General features: G+C 65.6%; 23 protein-coding genes. 13 read left to right on the forward strand and 10 right to left on the reverse strand.

Going from position 1 to position 24,423, the window contains the following annotated elements:
- Window positions 1-32: 32 nt before the first annotated feature.
- Both JQ603_RS34625 and JQ603_RS34630 read right to left on the reverse strand, forming a co-directional pair.
- Window positions 33-1,298, reverse strand: coding sequence for a D-amino acid dehydrogenase (locus tag JQ603_RS34625; protein ID WP_212346999.1), 1,266 nt, complete (start codon window positions 1,296-1,298; stop codon window positions 33-35).
- Window positions 1,299-1,368: 70 nt separating this feature from the next.
- On the reverse strand, window positions 1,369-2,697 hold the full coding sequence (locus tag JQ603_RS34630; RefSeq protein ID WP_212347002.1) for an aspartate aminotransferase family protein: 1,329 nt from the start codon (window positions 2,695-2,697) through the stop codon (window positions 1,369-1,371).
- Window positions 2,698-2,845: 148 nt separating this feature from the next.
- Between JQ603_RS34630 and JQ603_RS34635 the strand changes: the two genes are divergently transcribed.
- Window positions 2,846-3,394, forward strand: coding sequence for a cupin domain-containing protein (locus tag JQ603_RS34635; RefSeq protein ID WP_018646206.1), 549 nt, complete (start codon window positions 2,846-2,848; stop codon window positions 3,392-3,394).
- 187 nt (window positions 3,395-3,581) lie between these two features.
- A complete protein-coding gene (locus JQ603_RS34640; RefSeq protein WP_212347005.1) occupies window positions 3,582-3,734 on the forward strand; it encodes a hypothetical protein in 153 nt (50 codons plus the stop codon).
- Between the two features lie 44 nt (window positions 3,735-3,778).
- Here JQ603_RS34640 and JQ603_RS34645 read toward each other — a convergent pair whose 3' ends face one another.
- The 3 genes from JQ603_RS34645 to JQ603_RS34655 are packed head-to-tail and all read right to left on the reverse strand — an operon-like array spanning window position 3,779 to window position 7,582.
- A complete protein-coding gene (locus JQ603_RS34645; RefSeq protein WP_212347008.1) occupies window positions 3,779-6,040 on the reverse strand; it encodes a xanthine dehydrogenase family protein molybdopterin-binding subunit in 2,262 nt (753 codons plus the stop codon).
- Window positions 6,033-7,088 (reverse strand): FAD binding domain-containing protein, encoded by a 1,056-nt coding sequence (locus JQ603_RS34650; RefSeq protein WP_212347011.1) that lies wholly within the window; start codon window positions 7,086-7,088, stop codon window positions 6,033-6,035. The genes JQ603_RS34645 and JQ603_RS34650 overlap by 8 nt, the downstream gene beginning before the upstream one ends.
- On the reverse strand, window positions 7,085-7,582 hold the full coding sequence (locus JQ603_RS34655) for a (2Fe-2S)-binding protein (protein ID WP_027562563.1): 498 nt from the start codon (window positions 7,580-7,582) through the stop codon (window positions 7,085-7,087). Before JQ603_RS34655 ends, JQ603_RS34650 begins: the two co-directional genes overlap by 4 nt.
- Window positions 7,583-7,821: 239 nt before the next feature.
- On the opposite strand from JQ603_RS34655, the gene JQ603_RS34660 reads away from it, so the two are divergent.
- Together JQ603_RS34660 and JQ603_RS34665 are read left to right on the forward strand one after the other, a co-directional pair.
- Entirely contained in the window at window positions 7,822-8,463 is a 642-nt protein-coding gene (locus JQ603_RS34660) for a TetR/AcrR family transcriptional regulator (RefSeq protein ID WP_212347102.1), read from the forward strand.
- A 65-nt stretch (window positions 8,464-8,528) separates the two neighbouring features.
- Window positions 8,529-8,936: a DUF4864 domain-containing protein gene (locus tag JQ603_RS34665; RefSeq protein ID WP_212347014.1), complete on the forward strand. Its 408-nt coding sequence runs from the start codon at window positions 8,529-8,531 to the stop codon at window positions 8,934-8,936.
- Here JQ603_RS34665 and JQ603_RS34670 read toward each other — a convergent pair.
- On the reverse strand, window positions 8,933-10,198 hold the full coding sequence (locus JQ603_RS34670; protein WP_212347018.1) for an MFS transporter: 1,266 nt from the start codon (window positions 10,196-10,198) through the stop codon (window positions 8,933-8,935). The genes JQ603_RS34665 and JQ603_RS34670 overlap by 4 nt on opposite strands.
- A gap of 76 nt (window positions 10,199-10,274) precedes the next feature.
- On the opposite strand from JQ603_RS34670, the gene JQ603_RS34675 reads away from it, so the two are divergent.
- The 8 genes from JQ603_RS34675 to JQ603_RS34710 all read left to right on the forward strand — a co-directional run bounded on the left by JQ603_RS34675 (window position 10,275) and on the right by JQ603_RS34710 (window position 17,714).
- Window positions 10,275-10,790 carry a hypothetical protein gene (locus JQ603_RS34675; protein WP_245004042.1) on the forward strand — a complete coding sequence of 172 codons (516 nt, stop codon included), beginning with the start codon at window positions 10,275-10,277 and terminating at the stop codon, window positions 10,788-10,790.
- Between the two features lie 73 nt (window positions 10,791-10,863).
- Window positions 10,864-11,148, forward strand: coding sequence for a hypothetical protein (locus JQ603_RS34680; RefSeq protein ID WP_212347021.1), 285 nt, complete (start codon window positions 10,864-10,866; stop codon window positions 11,146-11,148).
- A 9-nt stretch (window positions 11,149-11,157) separates the two neighbouring features.
- Entirely contained in the window at window positions 11,158-12,585 is a 1,428-nt protein-coding gene (locus JQ603_RS34685; RefSeq protein WP_212347024.1) for a TolC family protein, read from the forward strand.
- 13 nt (window positions 12,586-12,598) lie between these two features.
- Window positions 12,599-13,936 carry a copper oxidase gene (locus tag JQ603_RS34690; RefSeq protein WP_212347027.1) on the forward strand — a complete coding sequence of 446 codons (1,338 nt, stop codon included), beginning with the start codon at window positions 12,599-12,601 and terminating at the stop codon, window positions 13,934-13,936.
- Window positions 13,937-13,968: 32 nt separating this feature from the next.
- Window positions 13,969-14,424 carry a cupredoxin domain-containing protein gene (locus tag JQ603_RS34695; protein WP_212347030.1) on the forward strand — a complete coding sequence of 152 codons (456 nt, stop codon included), beginning with the start codon at window positions 13,969-13,971 and terminating at the stop codon, window positions 14,422-14,424.
- Between the two features lie 14 nt (window positions 14,425-14,438).
- Entirely contained in the window at window positions 14,439-14,741 is a 303-nt protein-coding gene (locus JQ603_RS34700; RefSeq protein ID WP_212347033.1) for a copper-binding protein, read from the forward strand.
- A 335-nt stretch (window positions 14,742-15,076) separates the two neighbouring features.
- A complete protein-coding gene (gene flhA, locus JQ603_RS34705) occupies window positions 15,077-17,218 on the forward strand; it encodes a flagellar biosynthesis protein FlhA (RefSeq protein ID WP_212347036.1) in 2,142 nt (713 codons plus the stop codon).
- 295 nt (window positions 17,219-17,513) lie between these two features.
- Window positions 17,514-17,714, forward strand: a complete 201-nt coding sequence (locus JQ603_RS34710; RefSeq protein ID WP_212347038.1) for a hypothetical protein — start codon at window positions 17,514-17,516, stop codon at window positions 17,712-17,714.
- A gap of 984 nt (window positions 17,715-18,698) precedes the next feature.
- Here JQ603_RS34710 and JQ603_RS34715 read toward each other — a convergent pair.
- Complete coding sequence (locus JQ603_RS34715) at window positions 18,699-19,517, reverse strand: alpha/beta fold hydrolase (RefSeq protein WP_212347040.1); 819 nt, start codon at window positions 19,515-19,517, stop codon at window positions 18,699-18,701.
- Between the two features lie 286 nt (window positions 19,518-19,803).
- Between JQ603_RS34715 and JQ603_RS34720 the strand changes: the two genes are divergently transcribed.
- Window positions 19,804-20,727, forward strand: coding sequence for a LysR substrate-binding domain-containing protein (locus JQ603_RS34720; RefSeq protein WP_212347108.1), 924 nt, complete (start codon window positions 19,804-19,806; stop codon window positions 20,725-20,727).
- Window positions 20,728-20,793: 66 nt separating this feature from the next.
- On the opposite strand, the gene JQ603_RS34725 is transcribed toward JQ603_RS34720, so the two are convergent.
- From JQ603_RS34725 to JQ603_RS34735, 3 genes are all read right to left on the reverse strand, one after another.
- Window positions 20,794-22,020, reverse strand: coding sequence for an NAD(P)/FAD-dependent oxidoreductase (locus JQ603_RS34725; protein ID WP_212347043.1), 1,227 nt, complete (start codon window positions 22,018-22,020; stop codon window positions 20,794-20,796).
- A 119-nt stretch (window positions 22,021-22,139) separates the two neighbouring features.
- Window positions 22,140-23,099, reverse strand: a complete 960-nt coding sequence (locus tag JQ603_RS34730) for a helix-turn-helix transcriptional regulator (RefSeq protein ID WP_212347047.1) — start codon at window positions 23,097-23,099, stop codon at window positions 22,140-22,142.
- A gap of 247 nt (window positions 23,100-23,346) precedes the next feature.
- Complete coding sequence (locus tag JQ603_RS34735) at window positions 23,347-24,405, reverse strand: anti-sigma factor (RefSeq protein WP_212347049.1); 1,059 nt, start codon at window positions 24,403-24,405, stop codon at window positions 23,347-23,349.
- Window positions 24,406-24,423: the final 18 nt, after the last annotated feature.

Raw genomic sequence — 24,423 nt, forward strand, 5'->3', positions numbered from 1 at the left:
CGGTGATGGATTTGGACTCGCGGGGAAACCGCTCACCCAAACCGATGCTTGTACCGCTCCACCGACAGCGCACTGACATCGACATCCGGCTTCTTGCCCGACAGCATGTCGGCGAGCACGCGGCCCGAACCGCAGGACATGGTCCAGCCGAGCGTGCCATGGCCGGTGTTGAGGTGGAGGTTGGCGTATTGGGTCGGGCCGATCACGGGCGGGCCGTCCGGCGTCATCGGGCGCAGGCCGCTCCAGAACGTCGCCTTGGAAAGATCGCCGCCGCGCGGGAACAGGTCGGTCAGGGAATGATCGAGCGTGGCGCGGCGCGCATCGTACAGCTTGCTCGAATAGCCGGAAATTTCGGCGGTGCCGCCGACGCGGATGCGATTGCCGAGGCGGGTGATCGCGACCTTGTAGCTCTCGTCCATCACGGTGGATTCCGGCGCGCCGGAGGCGTCCTTGATCGGCACCGTGATCGAATAGCCCTTCACCGGATAGACCGGCAGCGAGATGCCGAGCGGCGCGACCATCTGCGACGAATAGCTTCCGAGCGCGAGCACGTAACTATCTGCCTGCAACAGGCCGGCACTGGTCGCAACGCCGCTGACGCGCGCGCCCTCGGTGACGATGCGGTCAATGCCGGTGTTGAACATGAAGCGCACGCCGAGCGCCTGGGCATGCTTGGCCAGCGCCTGCGTGAACATGTGGCAGTCGCCGGTCTCGTCCTGCGGCAGACGAAGCCCGCCGACGAACTTCTCCTTCACGCCGGCGAGCGCCGGCTCGACCGCGATGCAGCCCTCGCGGCTCAGCACCTCGAAGGGCACGCCGTATTGCTTGAGCACGGCGATGTCTTCGCCGGTGCCGTCGAGCTGGGACTGCTGGCGGAACAGCTGCAGCGTACCCTGCGAGCGCTCGTCATACTGGATGCCGATGTCGCGGCGCAAATCGCGCAAGGAATCGCGGCTATATTCCGCGATCGGAATCATCCGGCTCTTGTTGACCGCGTAGCGCGCGCTGGTGCAGTTGCGCAGCATCTTGAGCAGCCAGACCCACATGACGGGATCGAGCTTCGGCCGGATCACCAGCGGGCCGTGCTTCATCAAGAGCCACTTGACCGCCTTCACCGGCACGCCGGGACCGGCCCAGGGCGATGAATAGCCGGGCGACACCTCGCCGGCATTGGCGAAAGAGGTCTCCAGTGCCGGCTCCGGCTGACGGTCGACGACCGTCACGTCATGGCCGGCACGTGCGAGGTAGTAGGCAGAGGTGACACCGATGACACCGCTGCCGAGGATCAGAACTTTCACGCTTCGTCAAACTCCCGCGGCATCACGCTCGCCGCTGCAAGGAAACAACTCGCAACGGCGAGAGCAATTATCAGGCCACCTTCTTGATGGCGTCGCCGAGGATCGAGACCATCTGGTCGATGTGGCTCTTCTCGACGATGAGCGGAGGCGACATCGCGAAGCTGTCGCCGCTCATGCGCAGATAGAGGCCGGTGTTGAAGCAGTCGACCATGACGTCATAGCCGCGCGCGCCGACGACGCCGTCGCGCGGCGCCAGCTCGACCGCACCCATCAGGCCGCAATTGCGGATGTCGACGACGTTCGGCAGGCCCTTGAGCGAATGCAGCGCATCGCGCCAGTATTCGGCGATCGATGCACCGCGCGTGAGCAGGCCTTCGTCCTTGTAGATGTCGAGCGTCGCGATGCCGGCGGCGCAGGCGGTCGGATGCGCGGAATAGGTGTAGCCGTGGAACAGCTCCATCTGGTTTTCCGGGCCGACCATCATGCCATCATGCACCTTGCGGCTCGCGAACACGGCGCCGCAGGGAATGGTGCCGTTGGTAATGCCCTTGGCCGTCGTCATCAGGTCCGGCGTGACGCCGAAGAAGTTGGCGGCGAACGGCGTGCCGAGGCGGCCGAAGCCGGTGATGACCTCGTCGAAGATCAGCAGGATGCCGTGCTTGTCGCAGATCTCGCGCAGGCGCTGCAGATAGCCCTTCGGCGGCGGCAGCACCGCGGTCGAGCCCGGCACCGGCTCGACGATGACGGCGGCGATGGTCTCGGCGCCGTGCAGGGCCACCAGACGCTCGAGATCGTCGGCGAGCTCGACGCCATGCTCGGGCTGGTCCTTGGCGAAGGCGTTGCGGCTGAGATCGTGGGTGTGGCGGATATGGTCGACGCCCGGCAGCAGGGTCGCAAACGCACGACGGTTGGCGACCATGCCGCCGACCGAGGTGCCGCCGAAGCCGACGCCGTGATAGCCGCGCTCACGGCCGATCAGGCGCGTGCGGCTCGACTGGCCGTTGGCGCGATGATAGGCGAGCGCGATCTTCAGCGCGGTGTCGACCGACTCGGAGCCGGAGTTGGTGAAGAAGACGCGATCGAGGCCCTTCGGCGCGATCTCGGCGAGGCGCTCGGCGAAGTCGAAGGCCAGCGGATGGCCCATCTGGAAGGTCGGCGCGAAATCCAGCGTCATCAGCTGGCGCTCGACCGCGGCAGCGATCTGCTTGCGGCCGTGGCCGGCATTGACGCACCAGAGGCCGGCGGAGCCGTCGATCACCTTGCGGCCGTCGACCGTGGTGTAGTGCATGCCCTCGGCCGAGGAGAACAGGCGCGGCGCCTTCTTGAACTGCCGGTTGGCCGTGAACGGCATCCAGAACGAGTCGGTCTTGATAGTGTTCGGAATCTGATGAAGGGTCACGGCCGCGCTCCTTTGCTGACGGGTTACCAGAGCCACGGCTTGAAAAGCGCAACAAGTCCTTTTCTGGTGACCTGCAAGCCATTGATTTCACTGGGGCAGCCGGTCCATATTTGCGCGATCCGCAACACCTGCAACACGGGACCAGGCTATGAGCGTCGACATCGGTGGACGGCTGCGATTCATCCGGGCGCGCCACAAGCTGTCGCAGCGTGAACTCGCCAAACGCGCCGGCGTCACCAATTCGACGATCTCGCTGATCGAATCCAACCAGATGAACCCCTCGGTCGGCGCGCTCAAGCGCATCCTCGACGGCATCCCGATGGGGCTTGCCGAGTTCTTCGCGCTGGAGCCGGAGTCGAGGCGCAAGATCTTCTACCGCGCGGAGGAGCTGACGGAGGTCGGCAAGAAGCCGATCTCGTATCGGCAAGTCGGCGACAATCTGTTCGGCCGCAGCCTGCAGATTCTGAAAGAGCGCTACGAGCCCGGCAGCGACACCGGACGCGTTCATCTCGTCCATGACGGCGAGGAAGGCGGCATCGTGATATCAGGCAAGCTCGAAGTCACCGTCGAGGACGAGCGCCGCATTCTCAATCCCGGCGATGCCTATTATTTCGAGAGCCGCCGCCCACACCGCTTCCGCTGCGTCGGCGGCAAGCCGTGCGAAGTGATCTCGGCCTGCACACCGCCGACGTTCTGACGCGCGATCGGCGCATCCGGGATCTTACGGAGCTACCGGTTTCTTACGGAGCTTGAGCCATCTCAATTTCTGCGGCCCACACCGTTATATATTCGAACCGTAGCCGAGCAGCCTGGCTTTAGAGGTGCTGAGGTTATGGCCCCGGACTCCTAGGCACTCCGGGGCCGCTTCGTAACAGGGCTCGCAGATGAAGATCACGCTCGCCAATGCAGAAGCCGCGCTCGACGAAGTCCAGCGCGATGCCGACAAGCTCCATTCGCGCGAGCTGCGCAAGGCCATCGCCGCCTACATCGAGATGCAGCGCGAGGCGCTCAAGGCGGTCCGCAAGAAGCTGCATTAGCGAGACGCGGCGGAGCGAGATGATCTCGCCCCGCCTCTTCCCTCTCAGGGCTGCGTCAGCAACTCCTCGATCCTGATCGGGAAGCGACGCACGCGCACGCCGGTCGCGTGCCAGACCGCGTTGGCGACCGCACCGGCGCTGCCGGTGATGCCGATTTCGCCAACACCCTTGATACCGAGCGCGTTGACATGCGGATCGTGCTCCTCGACCGTGATCACGTCGAGCGGCGGCACGTCGGCATTCACGGGAATGTGGTACTCACCGAGATTGGCATTCATGATGCGGCCGCTGCGGCGATCGGTGATGGCCTCCTCGTGCAGCGCGAAGGACAGGCCCCAGATCATGCCGCCGAACAGCTGGCTCTTCACCAGGTGCGGATTGACGATCCGCCCCGCGGCGAAGGCGCCGACCATGCGGGTGACGCGGGCCTGGCCGAGCTCGGGATCGACCTTCACCTCGGCGAACACCGCGCCATGGGCGTGCATCGCATACTCTTCCATCGCCGCAGGATTTGGCGCGCCGGTGCCGCGGGCCTCGACCTCGGCAACGCCGGCGCGCGCCAGGATCTCGGCATAGCTCTCGCTGCGGCTCTCGTCATCACGACGGATCAGCCTGCCGTCCCGCGCGATGACACCGGCATTGCCGGCGCCGAACAATGGCGAGCGTTCGTCTTTGGTGGCGAGGTCGGCAAGCTTTGCGATCACGGCCGCGCCGGCGCTGTGGATCGCAGCACCCGCGGTTGCCGTGTGCGCCGAGCCGCCGGCAATGCCGGCATCGGGCAGGTCGGACGTGCCGGCCTTGAATTCCACACGGTCGATATCGAGGCCGACGGCATCGGCCGCGATCTGGGCCAGCGCCGTCCAGGCGCCCTGCCCCATGTCGTGCGCGCCGATCTCCATCACGCCAGAGCCATCGCGGCGGATCGCCGCGCGGGCTTCGGCCTGGAACATCAGGGCGGGGAAGGTCGCGGTGCCCATGCCCCAGCCGACCAGCAGGCCGGCATCGTCGCGCATCTGCCGCGGCTGCAGCGGACGCTTTGCCCAGCCGAACCGCGCCGCGCCCTGCGCGTAGCAGGCCCGCAATGCCTTCGAGGAGAAGGGCCGTCCCGTCATCGGCTCGACCTCGGCGTAGTTCTTGAGGCGGAAAGCGAGCGGGTCGATGCCGCAGGCCCAGGCCATCTCGTCGATCGCGCTCTCGAGCGCGATCGAGCCGGTCGCCTCGCCGGGCGCGCGCATGAACAGCGGCGTGCCGGTGTTGACGCGCACGGCATCGTGCGAGGTGCGGATCGCAGGCGCCGCATAGAGCGTGTGCGAGGCGTCGGCCGCGGGCTCGTAGAAATCGTCGAACGTGCTCGAGACCGTTCGCGCGTGATGATCGAGCGCGGTCAGGCGTCCTTCGCCGTCGGCGCCGATGCGCAAGCGCTGCCGCGTCGGCGCGCGATGGCCGACCGGTCCGTACATCTGCTCGCGGCGCAGCACCAGCTTCACAGGCCTGCCGACAAGCTTGGCGGCCATGATGCCGAGGGTCGGCGGCCCGGCCATCAAACCCTTGGAGCCGAAGCCGCCGCCGAGGAACGGGCTGCGGATGTGGATCTTGTCGTGCGCGATGCCGAACAGCTCGGCGATGCGCGCCAGCGACAGCATCAGGCCCTGCGTAGGCATGTCGATCTGCAGTCGGTCGCCGTCCCAGGAGGCAACGATCGCATGCGGCTCCATCGCGTTGTGATATTGCGGCGGCGTCTCGTAAATCGCGTCGATCTGCTTCTCGGCCGAGGCGAGGCCCGCCTCGACATCGCCGCGGTGAAGCTCCGTGGGATTGCCGACACCGACGACCGGCGGCACGAAGCTTTCGCCGGCATCGAGCCCGACGAGCGCGGGCAACGGTTCGTAACGCGGCGCCAGCAGCGCCGCACCTTCCGTCGCCGCCTCCAGCGTCTCGGCGATCACGACGGCGATCGGCTGGTTGGCGTAGCGGACCTCGTTGCTTTGCAACACCTCCATCCGGAACACGAACGGGTTGGTCTTGATCTCGGGGTCGATCGCGAGCGCTGGCTTATGGTCCGGCGTCATGACGTCGACCACGCCGGGATGACGTTTTGCGGCAGCGACATCGAGCGAGGTCACGCGGCCGTGTGCGATGCCGGACACCGCCATCACCGCAAACAGCATGCCGGGCGGGTGATTGTCGGCGGCGTAAGTCGCCTGTCCCTTGACCTTGAGGATGCCGTCGCGGCGGGTCAGCGGCTGGCCGATGTTCGAGCCGTGGCGCAGATGAGCGGGTGCGCTGGTGAGATTCAGCTCAGGCATGAATGGCTCCGGAGGTCGAGGCAAAGGGAGAGGCCGGCAGCGCGGGGATGCGCGCGGGCGTGCCGGCAGCGGCAAGGGTCAGCGCGCGCACGACGATGCGGCGCGCCAGCTCGATCTTGAAGGCGTTGTCGCTGGACGGCTTTGCGTCGGTGAGCGCGCGCCAGGCCGCTTCCTGGAAGGCGTCGGCCGTTGGCGCGACGCCCCTGAGCACATCCTCCGCGGCGCGGGCACGCCACGGCTTTGCGGCGACGCCACCCAGCGCAAGCCGCGCCTCCGCGATCCTGCCGTTCTCGATGCGCAGCGCGGCCGCAGCCGAGACGACGGCGAAGGCATAGGAGGTGCGCTCGCGGACCTTGAGGTAACGCGCATGCGCGGAAAATCCACGCGCTGCGGGCGGCAGGCGTACCGCGACGATGAGGTCGCCGGGCTCGAGCGCCGATTCACGCTCGGGCGTGTTGCCGGGCAGGCGATGCAGCGCGTCGAGCTCGATCTCGCGCCGGCCATTCCTGCCCTCGATCTCGACGACGGCATCGAGCGCGACGAGCGGCACGCAGAAGTCGGACGGATGGGTGGCGATGCAGCTCTCGCTCCAGCCGAGCACGGCATGGCCGCGGTTCTCGCCGTCGCGGGCATCGCAGCCGCTGCCTGCCTCGCGTTTATTGCAGCGGCTGACGGAATCGTAGAAATACGCGCAGCGAGTCCGCTGCAGCAGATTGCCGCCGACGGTCGCGGCGTTGCGCAATTGCGCGGACGCACCGGAGAGCAGCGCTTCCGCCACCGCAGGATACGACCGCGCGAACTCCGCATCATGCGCGAGATCGGCATTGCTCACCAGCGCCCCAATGCGCAACGACCCGTCGGCGAGCGTTTCGATTGCATCGAGTCCGTCGAGATGCGTGACATCGACCAAGCGATCCGGCCGGCTCACGCCGCCTTTCATCAGATCGAGCAGATTGGTGCCGGCGGCAAGATAAACGGCGCCCGGCTGCGCGGCGGCGGCAACGGCCTCCGTGACCGTGGCCGGCCTGACATAATCGAACGGTTTCATGCGGAACGCCTCTGGTTGGTTTCGTCCATCCCGGCCTGCGCCTCCAGCACGGCATCGACGATGCCGGCGTAGGCGCCGCAGCGGCAGAGATTGCCGCTCATGCATTCGCGGATGCGCTCGGGATCGTTGCCGGCCTGGGCCTCTTGCATCATGCCGATCGCGCTCATGATCTGACCGGGCGTGCAGAAGCCGCACTGGAAGCCGTCATGGGCGATGAAGGCGGCCTGCACCGGATGAAGCTGATCGCCGCGCGCAACGCCCTCGATGGTGAGGATGTCGGCGCCGTCATGGCTGATGGCGAGTGCGAGGCAGGAGTTGATACGCTTGCCGTCGACGAGAATGGTGCAGGCGCCGCACTGGCCGCGGTCGCATCCCTTCTTGGTTCCGGTCAGATGGAGGCGCTCACGCAAGAGATCGAGCAGCGTGACGCGCGGATCGTCGAGGACGAAATCGCGCCGCGCACCGTTCACGGTGAGGCTGATGGAGTGGTTCATACAAGGCTCCGATCAGATATGGACATGAGTCATCGGCCAGCGCGCCACCTCCGTGGCCGCCGTCGATATGCGCCAGCCAGGCGGAACCCGGCCGACATCTCAATGAAAATACGGAGGCATCCTCCGCTTAACAAGGGCCACCCGGAAATATTTGGAATTCGTCAAAGCCCGTGCGCGTACAACGCGATGCAGCCAGCCAAGGGTTCAATCTAACCAATTCGTGATCTACATTGCCTGATATGGACGACCACACCGACCAGATCCGGAAGCCCCGCGCCGATGCCGTGCGCAATCGCGAGCGCGTGCTCGAGGCGGCCAAGGCCGTGTTCAACGCCGGCGGCCCCGAGGCGAGCCTGGAGGCCGTGGCGAAACGCGCCGGCGTCGGCATCGGCACGCTCTATCGGCACTTTCCAACGCGGGAGGATCTGTTCGAGGCGGTGTACCGGCGCGAGGTCGAGCAGCTCAGCGAACTTGCCGAACAATTGAAGACTACGAAGGACCCGGTCGATGCGCTCAGGCGCTGGCTGAATTCTGCTGTCGAATTCGTTGCCACGAAAAAAGGCATGTCGGCCGCGCTGGCGCTGACGTTCCAGAGCACATCCGAACTCGCCGCCTTCTCGATGGACCGGCTAACCAAGGCGATCGGCTCGCTGCTCGATCGCGCGGTCGCGGCCGGCCAGATGCGCGCCGATATCAGCCCGGAGGATCTGCTCAGGGCCTTGATCGGCATGTGCTACATGCACGACCAGCCCGGCTGGCAGTCGTCGGTCTTGCGGATGCTCGACGTGTTCGTCGACGGCCTGCGCGTGCAGCCGGCCGTCAAGACAAAGGCGCGCCCCGCGGCCAAGCCTGCAAAACCGGCGGTGAAACGGAAGCGGTAGCGAGCCCGTATTTCCCGTGGGCGTGCTAGGATCGGTACCGCCGGGATTTCAACGCGGAGCCTGCCATGCGCATTGCCGCCTTGTTCGTCGCCCTCTGTGTCGCCTTCAGCGCCCCTTCAGCACGCGCCGACGATGTCGCGACGGCCCAAAGCGTCATCCGCGCCCAGGAGCAGGCGTTCGTCCGCGACGACGCGAGCGCCGCCTATTCCTATGCCGCACCGGCGATCAAGGAAATCTTCCCCGCCCCCGACATCTTCATGTCGATGGTGCAGAACGGCTACGCCCCTGTCTATCGTCACAAAAGCTTCGAATTTGGCGAGAGCAAGAGTGAGGGCAGCTGGATCGCCCAGCGCGTCCATATCATTGATGCCAATGGCGAGGCCTGGGAGGCGCTCTACACGCTCGAGCAGCAGGCGGACGGCAGCTACAAGATCACCGGCTGCTCGCTCCTGAAGGCGGGACAGGCGGTTTAGGTCGCAAAGCCCGGACCGGTCTTCACCGAGCCCATCCGCGAGCGGATCAGCAGCAGCACGACGATGCCGATATTGAGCGCGTTCCAGGCGACGCCGTTGGCGAAGGCCGCGCCGTAGGAGCCGGTGGCATCGAAGATGACACCCGATACCCAGCCGCCGAACGACATTCCGAACACGGAGGCGAAGATCACGATGCCGACACGGGTCGCCGCCTCGCTCGCCGGCATCGCTTCGCGCACGATGATGGCGTAGCTCGGCACGATGCCGCCCTGGAACAGGCCGAACATCGCCGAGATCAGATAGAGCGAGGCCAGGCTGTCGAAGAACAAATAGAACACAAGCGCAAAGCCCTGCGCGAGCGATCCGATCAGCAGCGTACGGATGCCGCCGATCTTGTCGGCGAGATAGCCCGAGCCGATGCGGCTGACGATGCCGCAGGCCATCATCAGCGACAGCATCTCGGCGCCGCGCGCGACGCCATAGCCGAGATCGCCGCAATAGGCGACGATATGGACCTGCGGCATCGCCATGGCGACGCAGCAGGAGATGCTGGCGATCGAGAGCAGCACCGTCAGCGTGTTGGTCGAGAGCTTGAGATCCACCCGCGGCGGCGGAGCATTGGCATGATCGCGGGTCTGGTCGTCGCCCATCTGTGCGCGCAGGACGAGGACCAGAAGCGCCATCGTGCTCGCGCAGACGATGCCGATGCCGATGTGGGTGTAGCGCCAGCCGGCGGTCTGCGTGCCCCAGCTCACGATCGGCGGCCACATCGTGCCGGCGACGTAGTTGCCGCTGGCAACGATGGTCACGGCAAGCCCGCGGTAGCGCTCGAACCAATGCGAGGCTTCCGCCATCAGCGGCGCGAAGGTCGCGGAAGTGCCGAGGCCGATCAGGAAATACGCCGCGACGAACTGCCAGAGCTGAGTTGACAGGCCCGCAAGCACATTGGCGACGGCGAGAAAAGCAATGCTGATCGCCATGGCGGACACGATGCCGAACCGGTCGGTGATCTTGCCGGCGATCACGCCGCCCAGCCCGAAACCGAACATCATCAGCGTGAAGGCCAGCGACACCGCGCCGCGCGTGGCACCGAATTCCGCCTGCACCACTGGAATCACGACCACGACCGCCCACATGCCGACGGCGCCGATCGAGCCGATCACCAGCGCAATGACGAGCCGCATCCAGGCCTGACGGGAATCAGGGCTGAACGAATCAGGCGCGTGTCCTGGATGAATGGGTGCGTGCACGGGCCGGACCATGGCCCGCGGATCGCCACACGGTCAAGCAACGTGGCGATATATTGGGCATGCGCGGTGCACTGCGGTAAGAAGGAGCTTGGCGAAGACGCGTTTTGACATTAGTTTGCAATCAGCGTGTGCAACCTTGCCGCGCGAGGAGCATATCGGCGGAATGTTGTTGCGGTTGACGCGATCGATGCGGATCAAGGTGGGGCGGATCATCGCCCTCGCCTATCTGTTCTGCGTGCTCGCGCCGGCGGCAAGCCTCGCCTTGGGCACTGGTCCCGCACCATGCCTCGACGACGCGCTCCTCGCAGATCCCGTGCCGGTGCATCACCAGATGGCGAACCATCAGCATGGCGATGCCTCGCATGACCATGCGGGAACTCACGCCCATCACCAGACCGCCGCGAAGGATGCCCCCGCGCCGCATCAACATGGCGGCAAGGGAACCGTGGGCCCGTGCTGCGCGATGATGTGCGTGAGTGCGCTGCCGGCCGATCTGCCGATCGTCGCCACACCGGTCCAGCCGACATCGACCTGCACGCCCGAGATCGTGGCCAGCCTGCACAGCACGGCGCCGCCCCAGCACTACCGCCCCCCCATCGCCTGATCTGACGCAACGACGTTGGTCCGCGCACGCTTTTGCGCGCGCGAACCTGTGGTCTCCAGATCAGGAACAAGACATGCTTGCGCTTTCCGGGGCGAAGTCTGCCGCCGCATCTGCGGTGGATGGACGACACTTTCGATTCAATTGGCTGCTGCCGGCCTTCGCCGCGCTGGCGCTGTCCGGCTGCATGCCGGCAACGACGCACATCGCCAGTGCCGACCCCGCCGATCCCGCGGCGAAGGTGGCGCGCGTCGGCTATCGCTCGACCATTGCGCCCTATACCAGCCTGCGGCCTGCGACGCCGGCGCCGTGGCGGGACCGCAACGACGCCGTCACGCCGCAACCGAAGCAAGACCGGTAGGAGCGCGCCATGGCACATCTTCTTGCGCGAGGCCTGCTCGTCCTCAGTGCGCTCGGCCTTTCCGGCTGCGCCGCATTTTCGCCGGACAGCGGGATGACGGCCGTCTCGGACCTGGCGAGCCAGACCATCAACAAGGACGTCGCCTTCGTGCGAACGGCCGAAGGCGCCGCCGCGGTCGACGCGCGCGTTCGCCAGTTGCTGGCACGGACGCTCAGTGTAGATGCGGCCGTGCAGATCGCGCTGCTCAACAACAAGGGGCTGCAAGCCGCCTATAACGAGCTGGCGCTGGCCGAAACCGATCTGGTGGAGCAGAGCCTGCCGCCCAATCCGGTGTTCTCGATCTCGCGGATCTCGGGCAATGGCGCGAGCGAGATCGAGCGCCAGGTCGTCGGCGACATCCTTGCGCTCGCCACCCTGCCGTTCCGCTCCGACATCGCCCGCGAACGTTTCCGCGGGGCGCAGTTGCGCGCTGCGCTGGCGACCCTGCGGCTCGCCGCCGACGTGCGCCGCGCCTATGTCCACACCGTTGCCGGCAACGAGATGGTGGTGCTGCTCACCGACGCGAAAGCGACGGCGGAATCCACCGCGCAGCTTGCGGTCAAGCTCGGCGAGACCGGCTCGCTCAACAAGCTCGATCAGGCCCGCGAGCAGGTGTTTTATGCCGAAACCACCGCCGATCTCGCCACCGCGCGGCAGGCGGCGACGAGCGCACGCGAAAGGCTGGCGCGCCTGATGGGGCTGTGGGACGACGGCCTGGATTTCCGTCTGCCCAACCAGTTGCCGCCATTGCCGCGCCGGCCGCAGGCCCTGCCCTCGATCGAAGTCGATGCGGTCGCCCATCGCATCGACCTGCAGATCGCACGGCTGGAGCTGGCCGCGCTGGCAAAGGCCCTGAACCTCACCGAGGCGACGCGCTTCGTGACTCTGCTCGATCTCGCAGGCATCTCCCGCCGCACCCAGGATCCGGAAGGGCCGCCGTTCCGCGAACGCGGCTTCGACGTGCAGTTCCAGATTCCGATCTTCGACGGCGGCGAGGTGCGCGTGCGGCAGGCAGCCGAGACCTACAATCTCGCCTTCAACCGCCTGACCGAGCGGGCCGCGAATGTGCGCTCCGAAGCGCGCGATGCTTATCGTGCCTATCGCTCCACCTACGACATCGCCAGCCACTACCAGCGCGAGATCATCCCCTTGCGCAAGATCATCACCGAGGAGATGCAGCTGCGCTTCTCCAGCATGCAGGTCGACATCTTTGCACTGCTCACCGAAGCGCGGCAACGCCTCGCGTCGCTGCGCGGCGCCATCGACGCCAGGCAAAGATTCTTCCTCGCCCAGGCCGACCTGCAGACCGCCGTCAATGGCGGCGGCGCGACTGCCGCCGGCGGCGAGACGTCAACCACCATCGCCGCGGCAGCACCTGCCGATGGCGGCAGCCACTGAGATGGAGGCCAGCATGTTTTCCCGCCGAGGATTTTTGGGCAGCGCCGCGCTTGCCGGCGCGTCGGCCATCAGCGGCCGCGTCCAGGCCGCATCGATTCCGGAAGCGCCGACCATGGACAAGGTGGTGATGCAGCCGCCGCTGCACCCGATCAGCGGCCCCGACTATCGCCCCGTGGTCACGCTGAACGGCTGGTCGCTGCCGTTCCGGATGAACGGCGACTGGAAGGAATTCCATCTCGTCGCCGAACCCGTGGTGCGCGAGTTCGCCGAGGGCATGAAGGTGAATTTGTGGGGGTATAACGGCCAGTCGCCGGGCCCGACCATCGAGGCGGTCGAGGGCGACAAGGTCCGCATCTTCGTCACCAACCGCTTGCCCGAATACACCACCGTGCACTGGCACGGCATGATCATTCCGAGCGGCATGGACGGCGTCGGCGGACTGAACCAGCCGCACATCGATCCGGGCAAGACCTTCGTCTACGAGTTCGAGATGAAGAAGAGCGGGACCTTCATGTACCACCCACATTCCGACGAGATGGTGCAGATGGCGATGGGCATGATGGGCATGGTCGTCGTGCATCCGCGCGATCAAAACTTCCGGCCCGTCGACCGCGATTTCGTGTTCGTGATGAGCACCTATCGCGTCGACCCCGGCACCTATCTGCCGCATGTCAACGAGATGACCGACTTCAACATGTGGACCTGGAATGCGCGGGTATTTCCCGGCATCGATCCGCTGCCCGTCAGGCTCGGCGACAAGGTGCGCGTGCGCATCGGCAATCTCAGCATGACCAACCATCCGATCCATCTGCACGGCCACAGCTTTGCGGTGACCTGCACCGACGGCGGCTGGGTTCCGGAAAGCGCACAATATCCGGAGACGACCACCGACGTGCCGGTTGGCGCCGTCAGGGTGTTCGACGTGCTCGCCGACAATCCCGGCGACTGGGCGTTCCATTGCCACAAGTCGCACCACACCATGAACGCGATGGGGCACGACGTGCGCAACCTCATCGGCGTGTCGCGCAAGGATCTCGCCAAGGCCGTCGGCAAGCTCGCGCCTGACGGCATGGCCATGGGCTCGACCGGCATGGCGATGGGCAACATGGAGATGCCCGCGCCCGACAACACGCTGCCGATGATGACCGGCACCGGCCAGTTCGGGCCGATCGAGATGGGCGGCATGTTCACGGTAATGAAGATCCGCGAGGACCTCGCGCGCGACGATTACCGCGATCCCGGTCCGTACAAATTCCCGCAAGGCACCGTCGCCTACGAGGTCACGGCGCCGGCGGCAGAGCCGGCGCGGCAAAAACCAGGCAGTCCGCCGATGAAGAACATGAAGATGTGAGCGTTTCGATGAACCACCAACTGGAGACTACAATGAAGAAGACCGTCACATTCGTCCTCGCGCTGGCAGCGCTCTCGATCTCGTCCGCCGGCGCGCACGAAAATCACGGCCATGCGTCCTTTTCAGCGGGCGAGCCCGGCGATCCCAAGAAGCCGGCGCGCACCATCGAGATCGCGCTGAGCGAGATGTCGTACGAGCCGTCGAAGATCAGCGTGAAGCGCGGCGAGCAGATCCGCTTCGTGCTGCGCAATGTCGGCAAGGAGGACCACGAGTTCCTGCTGGCGACCACCAAGGAGAATCTCGCGCATGCCGAGGTGATGAAGAAGCATCCGCACATGGAGCACGACGAGCCCAACGGCGTGCGGCTTGCGCCCAACAAGACGGCCGAGGTCGTCTGGAAATTCACCAAGGCCGGCACCTTCGAGTTCTCCTGCCTGATCCCCGACCATCGCGAGTACGGCATGGTCGGCCAGGTCACCGTCAAGTAACAGTGGAGATTTCCATGAACCGCATCATCCGCATCGCTGCAGCGCTGGCGCTGACCGTGAGCCTTGCTGCCGGAGCCATCGCGGCCGAAGGCGCTTCGATTGGCGGCGAGGTCAAGAAGATCGACGAGAGCGCGGGCAAGATCACGCTCAAGCACGGGCCGGCCAAGAGCCTCGGCATGGATGAGCCCATGACCATGGTGTACCGCGTCAAGGACCTCGCCATGCTCAAGCAGGTGAAGGTCGGCGACAAGGTGACCTTCGAGGCCGAGGAGGCGACCTCGGGGTACACGGTGACGAAGATGCAGAAGGCGAAGTAGGGGCGCTTTGCCACCTGCCCCGTCATTCCGGGATAGTCCGTAGGACCAGACCCGGAATCTCGAGATTCCGGGTTCGATGCTGCGCATCGCCCCGGAATGACGCCCGCGGAGCCCTGAAACACCCCGGTCCGCCCCCGCCAGCACCCTCCGTTAACCCTTTGCTAACCATACACCCGGCAAGAATTGCCGAGTGAAGTCGAGTGTCGTCAGCCGCGTAGAACGGGAGACCCCCCGTGGACGCCAGTGCGGTGCCTCACTTTCGGAACGGCGGCCCATCGGCCGCCGCGCAGACGTTTGGGGCGCGCGGCCGGCAGTCGCGCGGGGAGGCAGCTACGATGGTCGACGTCACCGCGGGACAGGGCGTAGGCGGCACCAAGCCCGGCGTCCCCTCCCTCAACGAGATCGTCAACATCCTCAAGCGCGGCGACATCGCGCTGGCGCTCGGCATCCTCACCATCCTGGTGGTGCTGATCCTTCCCCTGCCCGCGATCGTGCTGGACCTGTTCCTGGCGATCTCGATCACGCTCTCGATCCTGATCCTGATGACGTCGCTGTTCATCCAGGCGCCGCTGGAATTCTCGGCCTTCCCGACCATCCTGCTGATCTCGACCATGCTGCGCCTGTCGCTCAACATGGCCTCGACCCGCCTGATCCTGTCGCACGGCCACGAGGGCACGGACGCCGCCGGTCACGTCATCGAAGCCTTCGGCAGCTTCGTGATGGGCGGCAATTTCGTCATCGGCATCATCGTCTTCGCCATCCTGATCATCGTCAACTTCGTCGTCATCACCAAGGGCTCGGGCCGTATCGCCGAAGTCGCCGCGCGCTTCCACCTCGACGCCATGCCCGGCAAGCAGATGGCGATCGATGCCGACCTCTCCGCCGGCCTGATCGACGAGAAGGTCGCCAAGCAGCGCCGCAAGGAGCTGGAGGACGAGAGCGGCTTCTTCGGCGCCATGGACGGTGCCTCCAAATTCGTCCGCGGCGATGCCATCGCCGGCCTTCTGATCGTCTTCATCAACGTCGTCGGCGGCATGATCATCGGCGTGGCGCAGCAGGGCATGTCTTTCGCCGACGCCGGACGCAGCTACACGCTGCTGACGGTGGGTGACGGCCTCGTCACCCAAGTACCGGCGCTGATCGTCTCGACCGCCGCCGGCCTGCTCGTCTCCAAGGCCGGCGTGTCCGGCGCCGCCGACAAGGCGCTGATGAAGCAGTTCTCCGGCTATCCGCAGGCGCTGGCGATGTCCTCGGCGGTGATGCTGGTGCTGGCGGCCCTGCCGGGCATTCCGACCATCCCCTTCCTGGCGCTCGGCGCCGGCGCCGGCGCGCTCGCCTGGCACGCCCGCAACCACAAGCGTACCGCCGTGAAGGCCGAGGAAGCTGCAAACGCCGCGCCTGCCGCCGGTGCACCGGGTGCAGCCGGCGCGGCCGCGGCGGAAGAGCCGATCTCGGCGGCGCTGAAGATCGACGACCTCAAGATCGAGCTCGGCTATGCCCTGCTGCCGCTCGTCAACGGGCCCGACGGCACCGACCGCCTCACCGAGCAGATCAAGGCGCTGCGCCGCTCGCTCGCGATCGAGATGGGTTTCGTGATGCCGGCGGTGCGTATCCTCGACAACGTTCAGCTCGAGGCCAACACCTACATCATCAAGATCAAGGAGGTCGACGCCGGCACCGGCAAGATCTGGCCGAACCAGTTCATGGTCATGGACCCCGGCGGCAGCCAGGTTCAGGTGCCCGGCATCCACACCACCGAGCCGACCTTCGGCCTGCCCGCGACCTGGGTCGACGCCAGCCTCAAGGAAGAAGCCTCGCTCAAGGGCTACACCGTCGTCGACGCCGCGACCGTGCTCTCGACCCATCTCACCGAGCTGCTCAAGGCCAACATGTCGGACCTGCTCTCCTATGGCGAGGTGCAGAAACTGCTCAAGGAGCTGCCGAAGGAGCAGAGCGAGCTGGTCAAGGACATCGTCCCCGGACAGGTCACGGTCTCCGGCATCCAGCGCGTGCTGCAGCTGCTGCTCGCCGAGCGCATCTCGATCCGCGATCTCTCGACCATCCTCGAGGGCATCGCGGACTCGCTCGCCTTCTCGCGCAATCCCTCCACCATGGTCGAGCACGTCCGTGCCCGCCTCGCCCGGCAGATCTGCGCGCAGAACACCTCCTATAACGGCTATCTGCCGCTGATCGCGCTGTCGGCGCGGTGGGAGCAGGCCTTCGCCGAATCCATCATCGGCCAGGGCGAAGAGCGCAGCCTCGCCATGCAGCCCTCGAAGCTGTCGGAGTTCATGACCGCCGTGCGCGAGGCGTTCGAGCGCGCCGCGCGCGAAGGCGAGGCGCCGGTGCTGGTCACCTCCGCGGCAATTCGTCCCTTCGTGCGCTCCCTGGTCGAGCGGTTCCGGGCTCAGACGACTGTGTTGTCACAAGCTGAAATCCACCCTAGGGCGAGGTTGAAAACGGTCGGAAGCATCTGATTTGCCTTAAGAAGCCGTGTGTTTTTCGGCCACAGGCAAATGGTTTTTGAGTTCCTGGCGCCTTGTGGACCAACGACCGAAAAGGCGCCCGGCAGGCACATTACAGCTTTGAAATAATTATAAAAAAGAACGATCAAGAGCCTCTTCTTGATCGCGATCTTTCACGTCCTGTCACGCTCTTGTGATCGCCTCTTGGGAACGAATCCACCCAATACTACGTTGTTGGGCACCGGAAGCATGAACCTGCCTCGAACGGCCGGCGACTACTTCGGGTAGGTGGCGGCAGGAGGCTTCCATGAACCACTCGATCTACAGCGCCGATCGCGCGACCCATTTGAAGATTGTGGTCGTCGCCCTCGTTGCGGGGATCGCGGTGGCAGGCTTCGGCATCACGGCACGCTCGGGTTCGGATGAAGGCCTGACCCAGACGGCCCGCGTCATCAAGGCCGGCAAGCCGGTCGCTATCACCAGCTCGAACGCGTCCCTCGTTCGCTAAGGAGATTTGACGAGTTTTGTGAATTCACGCGGCTCTTTACCAGCCCCCCAAAGTCGCCACGTGGATATGTAGACGACCCCAACCCCAAGTCGACTACGGAAAGCGCCCGCCCCCCACGGGCGCTTTCTCACGTCTGGGCTAGCTCGTCCTTGCGAGCGCATGCCCTCTCCAACCGTCATTGCGAGCGTAGCGAAGCAATCCAGGATCCCTCCGCGGAAAGATTCTGGATTGCTTCGCTGCGCTCGCAATGACGGAGTGAGTGGTCACGGCGTCGCTCCATTCATTCGCGTCTTCATTGCAGACACACCTTCGCATCCTCGCGGCATCTTTCGCCCGAGCTATGCTTCGTCGCCTCGCCCTCGATTGAAAGAGGGCGCAGGGAAGACCGGGTGCCGGCCGGGCACCCACGGTCCACTGTGCGAAAGGTGGCAACAAGAATCTGCACAGCGGCATACAGGTGGAGCCGAGCAACCGGCCTTCCCTGCGCAGTGGGCTTACGGCTTATGTCGTGCTCTCCCCGGGGAGCGATGCACTATTGCCCCCGTCGCCTTGCGGATGACTGACGCGAGGGCCCGGTTGGGCCGCACGCATCACCGCAAGACTTGGCGCACAGACCCCGGGCGCCAGGACCACACGATTTTGCTGTACGCAGATCGCACCGGTCGTGTGCGCGACTTATTTTGCTCACGGTCGCCCGCCCTGCAAAACCCTTCGCGCCGATGTGACCCGCGTCCACCGCCGCCCGGCCCGCGTTCGAGACGATCGCGATACGCCCCTCTTCCTTGGGCCGGGTTGCCGCAATGGATACGCCGTCTCCGAATTTCGGTAAAGTAGAATATTTTTGCCGGTGGGAGTTGCCCCACGGTTAGCGTGTTTTGCCCGTCGGGCACCGCGAGGGCTTGTGGCTGGGCCGACCCGACGAAACCCGAACCCTCCTCAATCTACATCCCCAAACTCCTAGGCGATAATCGATGAGAGATGTCGTCACGACCTGATGAACGAGAGCAGGTCGGGGTTGAGGACATCCGCATGCGTGGTGAGCATGCCGTGGGGATAGCCGGGATAAGTCTTCAGTGACCCGCTCTTCAGCAGGTCGACCGCGCGCGGCACTGAACTTGCGAACGGGACGACTTGATCAGCCTCGCCATGCATTACCAGCACCGGCACGGTGATCTTCTTGAGGTCTGCGGTGTAATCTTCAAGCCAGGAGTCGACGGTTGCGTAATGAGCGAGGGCACCGCCGGCCATGCCCTGGCGCCACCAGTTGGCAATGATCGCCTCCGAAGGCTTCGCCCCATCCAGGTTGTAGCCGTAGAACGGATTCTCAGGGACGAAACGGTAGAACTCCGACCGGTTGCCCAGCACGCCTGCCCGGATCGCTTCGAACCACTCCGGCGGTTGACCGGACGGGTTGTCCTCGCTCCGGTACATGTTCGGCGTCAGTGAAGCGACCAGCGCCGCCTTCGCGACGCGCTCCTGGTGGCGAGCGACATAGCGAGCCACCTCACCGCCACCTGTGGAGTGGCCGATGTGGATCGCGTCGCGCAGGTTGAGATGCTCGGTCAGGGCCGCGAGGTCGGCAACCCAGTGGTCCATGTCGTTGCCGGTGCCGGGCTGGTCGGATCGGCCGTGGCCGCGCCGGTCGTGGGCGATCACGCGGTAGCCGTGGCGAAGGAAGAAGGTCACCTGGGCGTCCCAGTCGTCCGCTGTCAGCGGCCAACCGTGGCTGAAAACGATTGGCTGACCTGATCCCCAATCCTTGTAGAAGATTTTTACGCCGTCTGTCGTCGTGATCGTGGGCATCGAGTCGCTCCATCTGCGCTGTTAGACATTCATCGAAAAGTTTGTGGCCGGAGTTTTAGAGTCAAAGGCCCCAGCGAGCCCTTTCCTTGGCCTCGAGCGCGGGGATCACTTTGCTGAAGCAGGAGCCATCGGCCCAAAGGCCATGGCAGAAGCGATGCTGGGCTTCGGAGTCGACATTGTTCTTTGTCCTTTTTTGGTTGCAGACTGCGAAACGGTAAATCTCTCTTTGGCCGCTGACCAAGACCTTGTACGCTTCGAGCTATGCCTGGAAGATATACGAGGGGTCATGGAACTCCGGCACCTGCGCTATTTCGTTGCCGTCGCTGAAGAAGGCAGCCTGCTCACTGCCGCCCAGCGGCGACTGAACACCTCTCAGCCGTCGCTGAGCCGGCAGATCCGCGATCTGGAAGCCGAAGTCGGCGTACAGTTATTGGAGCGCCAGGCGCGCGGCGTGACGCTGACCGCTGCCGGAAGAGTGTTTCTTGATCATGCGCGGCTGGCGCTGCTGCAGGTTGAGGCGGCAACGGAGGGGGCCCGGCAGACGGCGCAACCGCAAAGGCCCGTCCTCTCGATGGGTTTTCTCGTCGGGTTGGAGGTGATGTGGCTCCCCCAGCTTCTGCGCATCCTCCGCGAGGAAGCACCCGATGTTGAAGTCACGCTCAGCACGCAATCTTCACCAGAACTCGCGCTCGCATTGATGCGGGGAAAGTTGGACATAGCCTTCCTTCGTCCCGAGAAAGACAACGAGGGCGTCGTCTTCAAGATGTTGGCGAAGGAGCCCTTGATAGCCGTGTTGCCGGCCGAACATCGTCTGGCATCGCGCAAGAAGATCCGTCCCCAGGATCTCGCGCGCGAGATCTATGTCAGTTCGGCAAGAACGTCGCCCGTCTTGCAGGAGGTCATCCAGAACTACGCATCTCGGGTCGGTATTACTCTGAAGGCGAAGTACGAAGGCGAAAACATATCATCGGCCATGTCGCTCGTGGCCTCCACGGGCGGAATTAGCCTCGTCCCTCTCTATGCGCAGAACATGCTGGCACCGAACGTCGTCGCCAGAGCGCTCGAGGGCGGCACGCCAACGGTCGATTTGGCGCTGGGATACAATCGGGCCAATCCGTCGCCCCTGCTCCGTCGTCTCTTGTCCCGCGCGGATGAATTGGTGGCGAACGTCCAGAACCAGAGCATCATACGCTACGTTGAAGCTCAATAGCTGGCGGCGTTGAACGTCTGCTTCGGGTTATTTGCCGACGATTGGCCGATGGACGCATGACCCGGCTCAACGGCGCGGCGTCCCGTAGGTCGGCGGCGGCGCCTGCACGATCGGCGCCGCTGCCGCGAACAGCTCATCCTTGCTGCCGTTGAGCGGCGGATAGATGCGCTTGCGGTTGATGGTCTGCTTGGTCGCCTTCGCGGCCGCGCCGGTGGCGCGGACCTCGCGATCCCACCCCTCCGTATAGAGCGCGCCCCCGCCGCCGAGATCGAGCACAGTGACGTACCAGTCGATCCGCAGCGGCAGCATCGGCTCACCGACAAGATCGGCCACCACGTTGTGGCCGGCGAAGCGTCCCATGGGCCGGGCGAACTGGCAGGACATCACGGTCGGATGCAGCCCGTCGACCACGCTGGAGGCGACGTCGCCGGCCGCGAACACGCCAGGCAGATCCGCAACGCGCATGAAGGGATCGACCAGCAGGCGCCCGAGGCGATCGCGCGCGCCCGGAAAGCTCGCCGCCAGCCGGCTCGCACGCATGCCCGCGCACCAGATCACCGTCTGGGTCGGGATGAACTCGCCCGAGCTCAGGCGAATGCCGGCGGCCTCGATCGAGACGACGCGCGCGCCGAGCCGCGTCTCGACATCGAGCGAGGTGAGCGCCGTCGCGATCACGGGACGCGCCTGCGCACCGATGGTGGCGCCCACGGCCGGATTGGGATCGACCAGGATGATGCGGCGGCTGCCGGTGATGCCGGCGCGCGCCAGCTTGTCCGGCATTTCGGCCGCAACCTCGATGCCGGTAAAGCCGGCGCCGACCACCACGACCGTCGAACGCCCCGGCGACGGCGCGCTGCGCCCAAGCGAGGCGAGATGATCCTCGAGGCGAAGCGCCGCGGCATAGGTATCGACATCGAACCCATGATCGGCAAGGCCCGGAATGTCGGGACGCATCACCTCGCTGCCGAGCGCGAGCACGAGACGGTCATAGCTCAGCGTCTCCTCGCCGCCGCTGGTGACGAGCGATATACGACGATGCGCCGGGTCGATGGCCTCGACCTCGCCGAGGCCATGCGTGACGCCGATCGGATCGAGCAATTGCGCAAGCGGAAGCGCAACCTCGCTGAGATCGGTCTCGTAATTGCGCACGCGGATGTTGTGATAGGGATTGCGGTCGATGACGCGGATCTCGATGTCACCGCCCGCTGCGCCGATCTCGTCGCGTTTGCGCGCGGCGCCGATGGCCGCCCACAGACCTGCAAACCCGGCGCCGAGCACGACGATACGCGCCATGTCCGCCTACTCGCACTTTCCAAAGAGATCCTGCGGCCTGCCCGCGCGAGCAGATATAGCGCATTCGTCGCGATCGACCAACTGCGGCGGCGCAGGGCTGCTGCACGAAATCGCGAGCCTTACGCCTCGCGCAGTTCCGACGGCGTCGCGCCAAAACGCTTGCGGAAGGCGCGGTTGAAATAGGAAAGGTCGGAGAAGCCCGAGGAATGCGCGATGTCGCTGATCTTGCGCGCCCTCGCCCGGGGATCGCCGAGCTGCTTTCGCGCCAGCAAGAGGCGCTGCTCCAGCACGAATTCGGTGAAGGTGGTGCCGGCCTGCTCGAACAGGCGCTGCGCCTGGCGCGGGCTGAGCCCCGAGCGCGTCGCGACCTCGGCCAGGCAGAGATCGTTGCGGCCGAGCGCGGCCATTACGTCGGCCTGCATCAGGTCGAGGCGGGCCGCCGCGTGCCCGCGGCCGCGCGCGAGGCTGGCGTGCTCGGCATCGGTGCCGAGCAGGAGACCGACGAGATCGACCATGTGCTGCGCGGTCAGGCGCTGGCCGACGGCGTCGAGATGCGGCGCGTGATTGGCGGCGAGCGCATGATAGCGGAAGATGGTCTCGGCGACCGCGCCGTCGGAGAGCACTTGCGAGAGCTTGTCCTCGGCGCGCGGATTGATGTCGAGCAGCGCGCGGCGCGGCATGCGGATGCTGGTGAAACGATCCTCAATGGTGTGGCCGACGGTACCGGTGATGCCCATGTCGACGAGCACCATCTGCGCGGGCGCAAGCTCCACGGTATGGCCGTTCTGCCCGACGCGGACGAGGCCCGCATGTGCCGCGATCAGCACGAGATCGTCGCTGCCGTCGGCAAGATGGCTCTGGGTGCGCGAATATTGCGCGGAGGCGCCTTCGGGGATGGCGAGCACGATATTGTCGACCACGCTGACCTGGAGCCGGCAATCGATGCTGTCGCCCTGGCTCGGCCCGATGTCGAGGCCGCAGGCGCCGAAGGCTCTGTCGCGCCAATGCTCGAAGGCCGCACCAATCGGCAGGCCTGCATATTGGTGAATGAAGATGCCCGGCGTTCTCGCTGCATCCATCTGATTTCTCGCCCCTCTTCGGCACTATGATCGGCCGCGCCGACTGCAAATTCCGGGGATTTGACGCGGCGAATTGCGGGGAGGTTCAAACCGGGATGGGATTTGGCCGGGATTGTCGAAATGCGACGGCGGGATGGACGAGGGCGACACCTTGTAGCCCGGATGGAGCGCAGCGAAATCCGGGGCGGTCTCTCCGTATTGCAAGGCCCCGGATTACGCTTGCGCTCCATCCGGGCTACGGCAGCACCTACTTCTTCGCGGGCACCTGCGGCTGCGCCGGCGGCACGGTCTCGATCAGCTTGCCGGAAAACACCGGCGCCGAGGTCGGCTGGCCGCTCGGCGAGCCGCCGGCCTGCTCGACGGTGACGGCGTAGGTCGCGCCGTTGACGAGGTCGGCATCGTAGCCGGCGAGCAGCGGACGCGCGGTGAACTCGCCTTGGCCGATCACGCCGAGCGAGCGCGGGCGCTGCAGCTTGTCGGAGATCAGCCACAGCTCAAAGCTCTTGCCGGGCTCCGGCGTGGCGCCGACCTTGCGCACGGTGAAATTCCGCGTCGCGCCGTCGATGGTGAGGATGAAGGCCGGGCCGCCGCCCTGGCCCTGCAGCAGCGCGACATATTGCGCGGACGCGGCGAGCGGAGCCGGTGCCTTGACCTCGACAGTCTGGATGCGCGGCGGCGGACGCAGCGCGCCCGGCAGCGCATCTGGCTGGAAGATCTGGAGCGACAGCGTCACCAGCAGCGCGGCCGCAAGCGCACTGAGGACGGATGCGATGGTGCGCCAGCGCTTCACGCGGCCCTCGAGCCGGATCACGTTGGAGTTGTCGGCGACGGTTGGCGGCGGCGCATGCACCACGCCCGGATCGGGCGCATGGACCTGCGGCATGAAGATCGGAGCGACGTCGGAGAGCGTATCGGAAGCCGGCCGCGCCGCTTCCGGCGGCTCCGCTGCGGATGGCTGCGGCTCGGCCGGCGGCGCGCTGTCCGAAGGAGGCGGCAACACAGCGTCAAACGGGGACGATTCCAGCGCTGGCGCGGGAGGCGGCGTGGCTTCGGCCTGCACGGGTGACTCCTGTGCAAAGTCCGTCCGCGCGAGCTCGGCCCTGATGTTCTCCCACACGATCGGACGCGGCTCGATCGTGCCGACCATCTGGTTGAGGACGCCGAGCCGATAGGACCAGGCCTGCACGATTTCGGCGAACGCTGCGTCCACCGCCATCATGGTCTCGACCTGCGCGCGCTCGTCGGCGTCGAGGGTGCCGAGCGCATATTCCGCGGCGAGCGCGATATGGTCCTCCGTGTAGGCCATCAATTGCAGTCCAGAACC

Source organism: Bradyrhizobium liaoningense (genome assembly GCF_018130825.1).
Lineage (GTDB): Bacteria > Pseudomonadota > Alphaproteobacteria > Rhizobiales > Xanthobacteraceae > Bradyrhizobium > Bradyrhizobium liaoningense_B.

Coding starts and splice junctions, on each gene's coding strand:
- JQ603_RS34635 (WP_018646206.1), top strand. CDS start 2,846: ATGAGCGTCGACATCGGTGGACGGCTGCGATTCATCCGGGCGCGCCAC.
- JQ603_RS34640 (WP_212347005.1), top strand. CDS start 3,582: ATGAAGATCACGCTCGCCAATGCAGAAGCCGCGCTCGACGAAGTCCAG.
- JQ603_RS34645 (WP_212347008.1), bottom strand. CDS start 6,040: ATGCCTGAGCTGAATCTCACCAGCGCACCCGCTCATCTGCGCCACGGC.
- JQ603_RS34650 (WP_212347011.1), bottom strand. CDS start 7,088: ATGAAACCGTTCGATTATGTCAGGCCGGCCACGGTCACGGAGGCCGTT.
- JQ603_RS34655 (WP_027562563.1), bottom strand. CDS start 7,582: ATGAACCACTCCATCAGCCTCACCGTGAACGGTGCGCGGCGCGATTTC.
- JQ603_RS34660 (WP_212347102.1), top strand. CDS start 7,822: ATGGACGACCACACCGACCAGATCCGGAAGCCCCGCGCCGATGCCGTG.
- JQ603_RS34665 (WP_212347014.1), top strand. CDS start 8,529: ATGCGCATTGCCGCCTTGTTCGTCGCCCTCTGTGTCGCCTTCAGCGCC.
- JQ603_RS34670 (WP_212347018.1), bottom strand. CDS start 10,198: ATGGTCCGGCCCGTGCACGCACCCATTCATCCAGGACACGCGCCTGAT.
- JQ603_RS34680 (WP_212347021.1), top strand. CDS start 10,864: ATGCTTGCGCTTTCCGGGGCGAAGTCTGCCGCCGCATCTGCGGTGGAT.
- JQ603_RS34685 (WP_212347024.1), top strand. CDS start 11,158: ATGGCACATCTTCTTGCGCGAGGCCTGCTCGTCCTCAGTGCGCTCGGC.
- JQ603_RS34690 (WP_212347027.1), top strand. CDS start 12,599: ATGTTTTCCCGCCGAGGATTTTTGGGCAGCGCCGCGCTTGCCGGCGCG.
- JQ603_RS34695 (WP_212347030.1), top strand. CDS start 13,969: ATGAAGAAGACCGTCACATTCGTCCTCGCGCTGGCAGCGCTCTCGATC.
- JQ603_RS34700 (WP_212347033.1), top strand. CDS start 14,439: ATGAACCGCATCATCCGCATCGCTGCAGCGCTGGCGCTGACCGTGAGC.
- flhA (WP_212347036.1), top strand. CDS start 15,077: ATGGTCGACGTCACCGCGGGACAGGGCGTAGGCGGCACCAAGCCCGGC.
- JQ603_RS34710 (WP_212347038.1), top strand. CDS start 17,514: ATGAACCACTCGATCTACAGCGCCGATCGCGCGACCCATTTGAAGATT.
- JQ603_RS34715 (WP_212347040.1), bottom strand. CDS start 19,517: ATGCCCACGATCACGACGACAGACGGCGTAAAAATCTTCTACAAGGAT.
- JQ603_RS34720 (WP_212347108.1), top strand. CDS start 19,804: ATGGAACTCCGGCACCTGCGCTATTTCGTTGCCGTCGCTGAAGAAGGC.
- JQ603_RS34725 (WP_212347043.1), bottom strand. CDS start 22,020: ATGGCGCGTATCGTCGTGCTCGGCGCCGGGTTTGCAGGTCTGTGGGCG.
- JQ603_RS34730 (WP_212347047.1), bottom strand. CDS start 23,099: ATGGATGCAGCGAGAACGCCGGGCATCTTCATTCACCAATATGCAGGC.
- JQ603_RS34735 (WP_212347049.1), bottom strand. CDS start 24,405: ATGGCCTACACGGAGGACCATATCGCGCTCGCCGCGGAATATGCGCTC.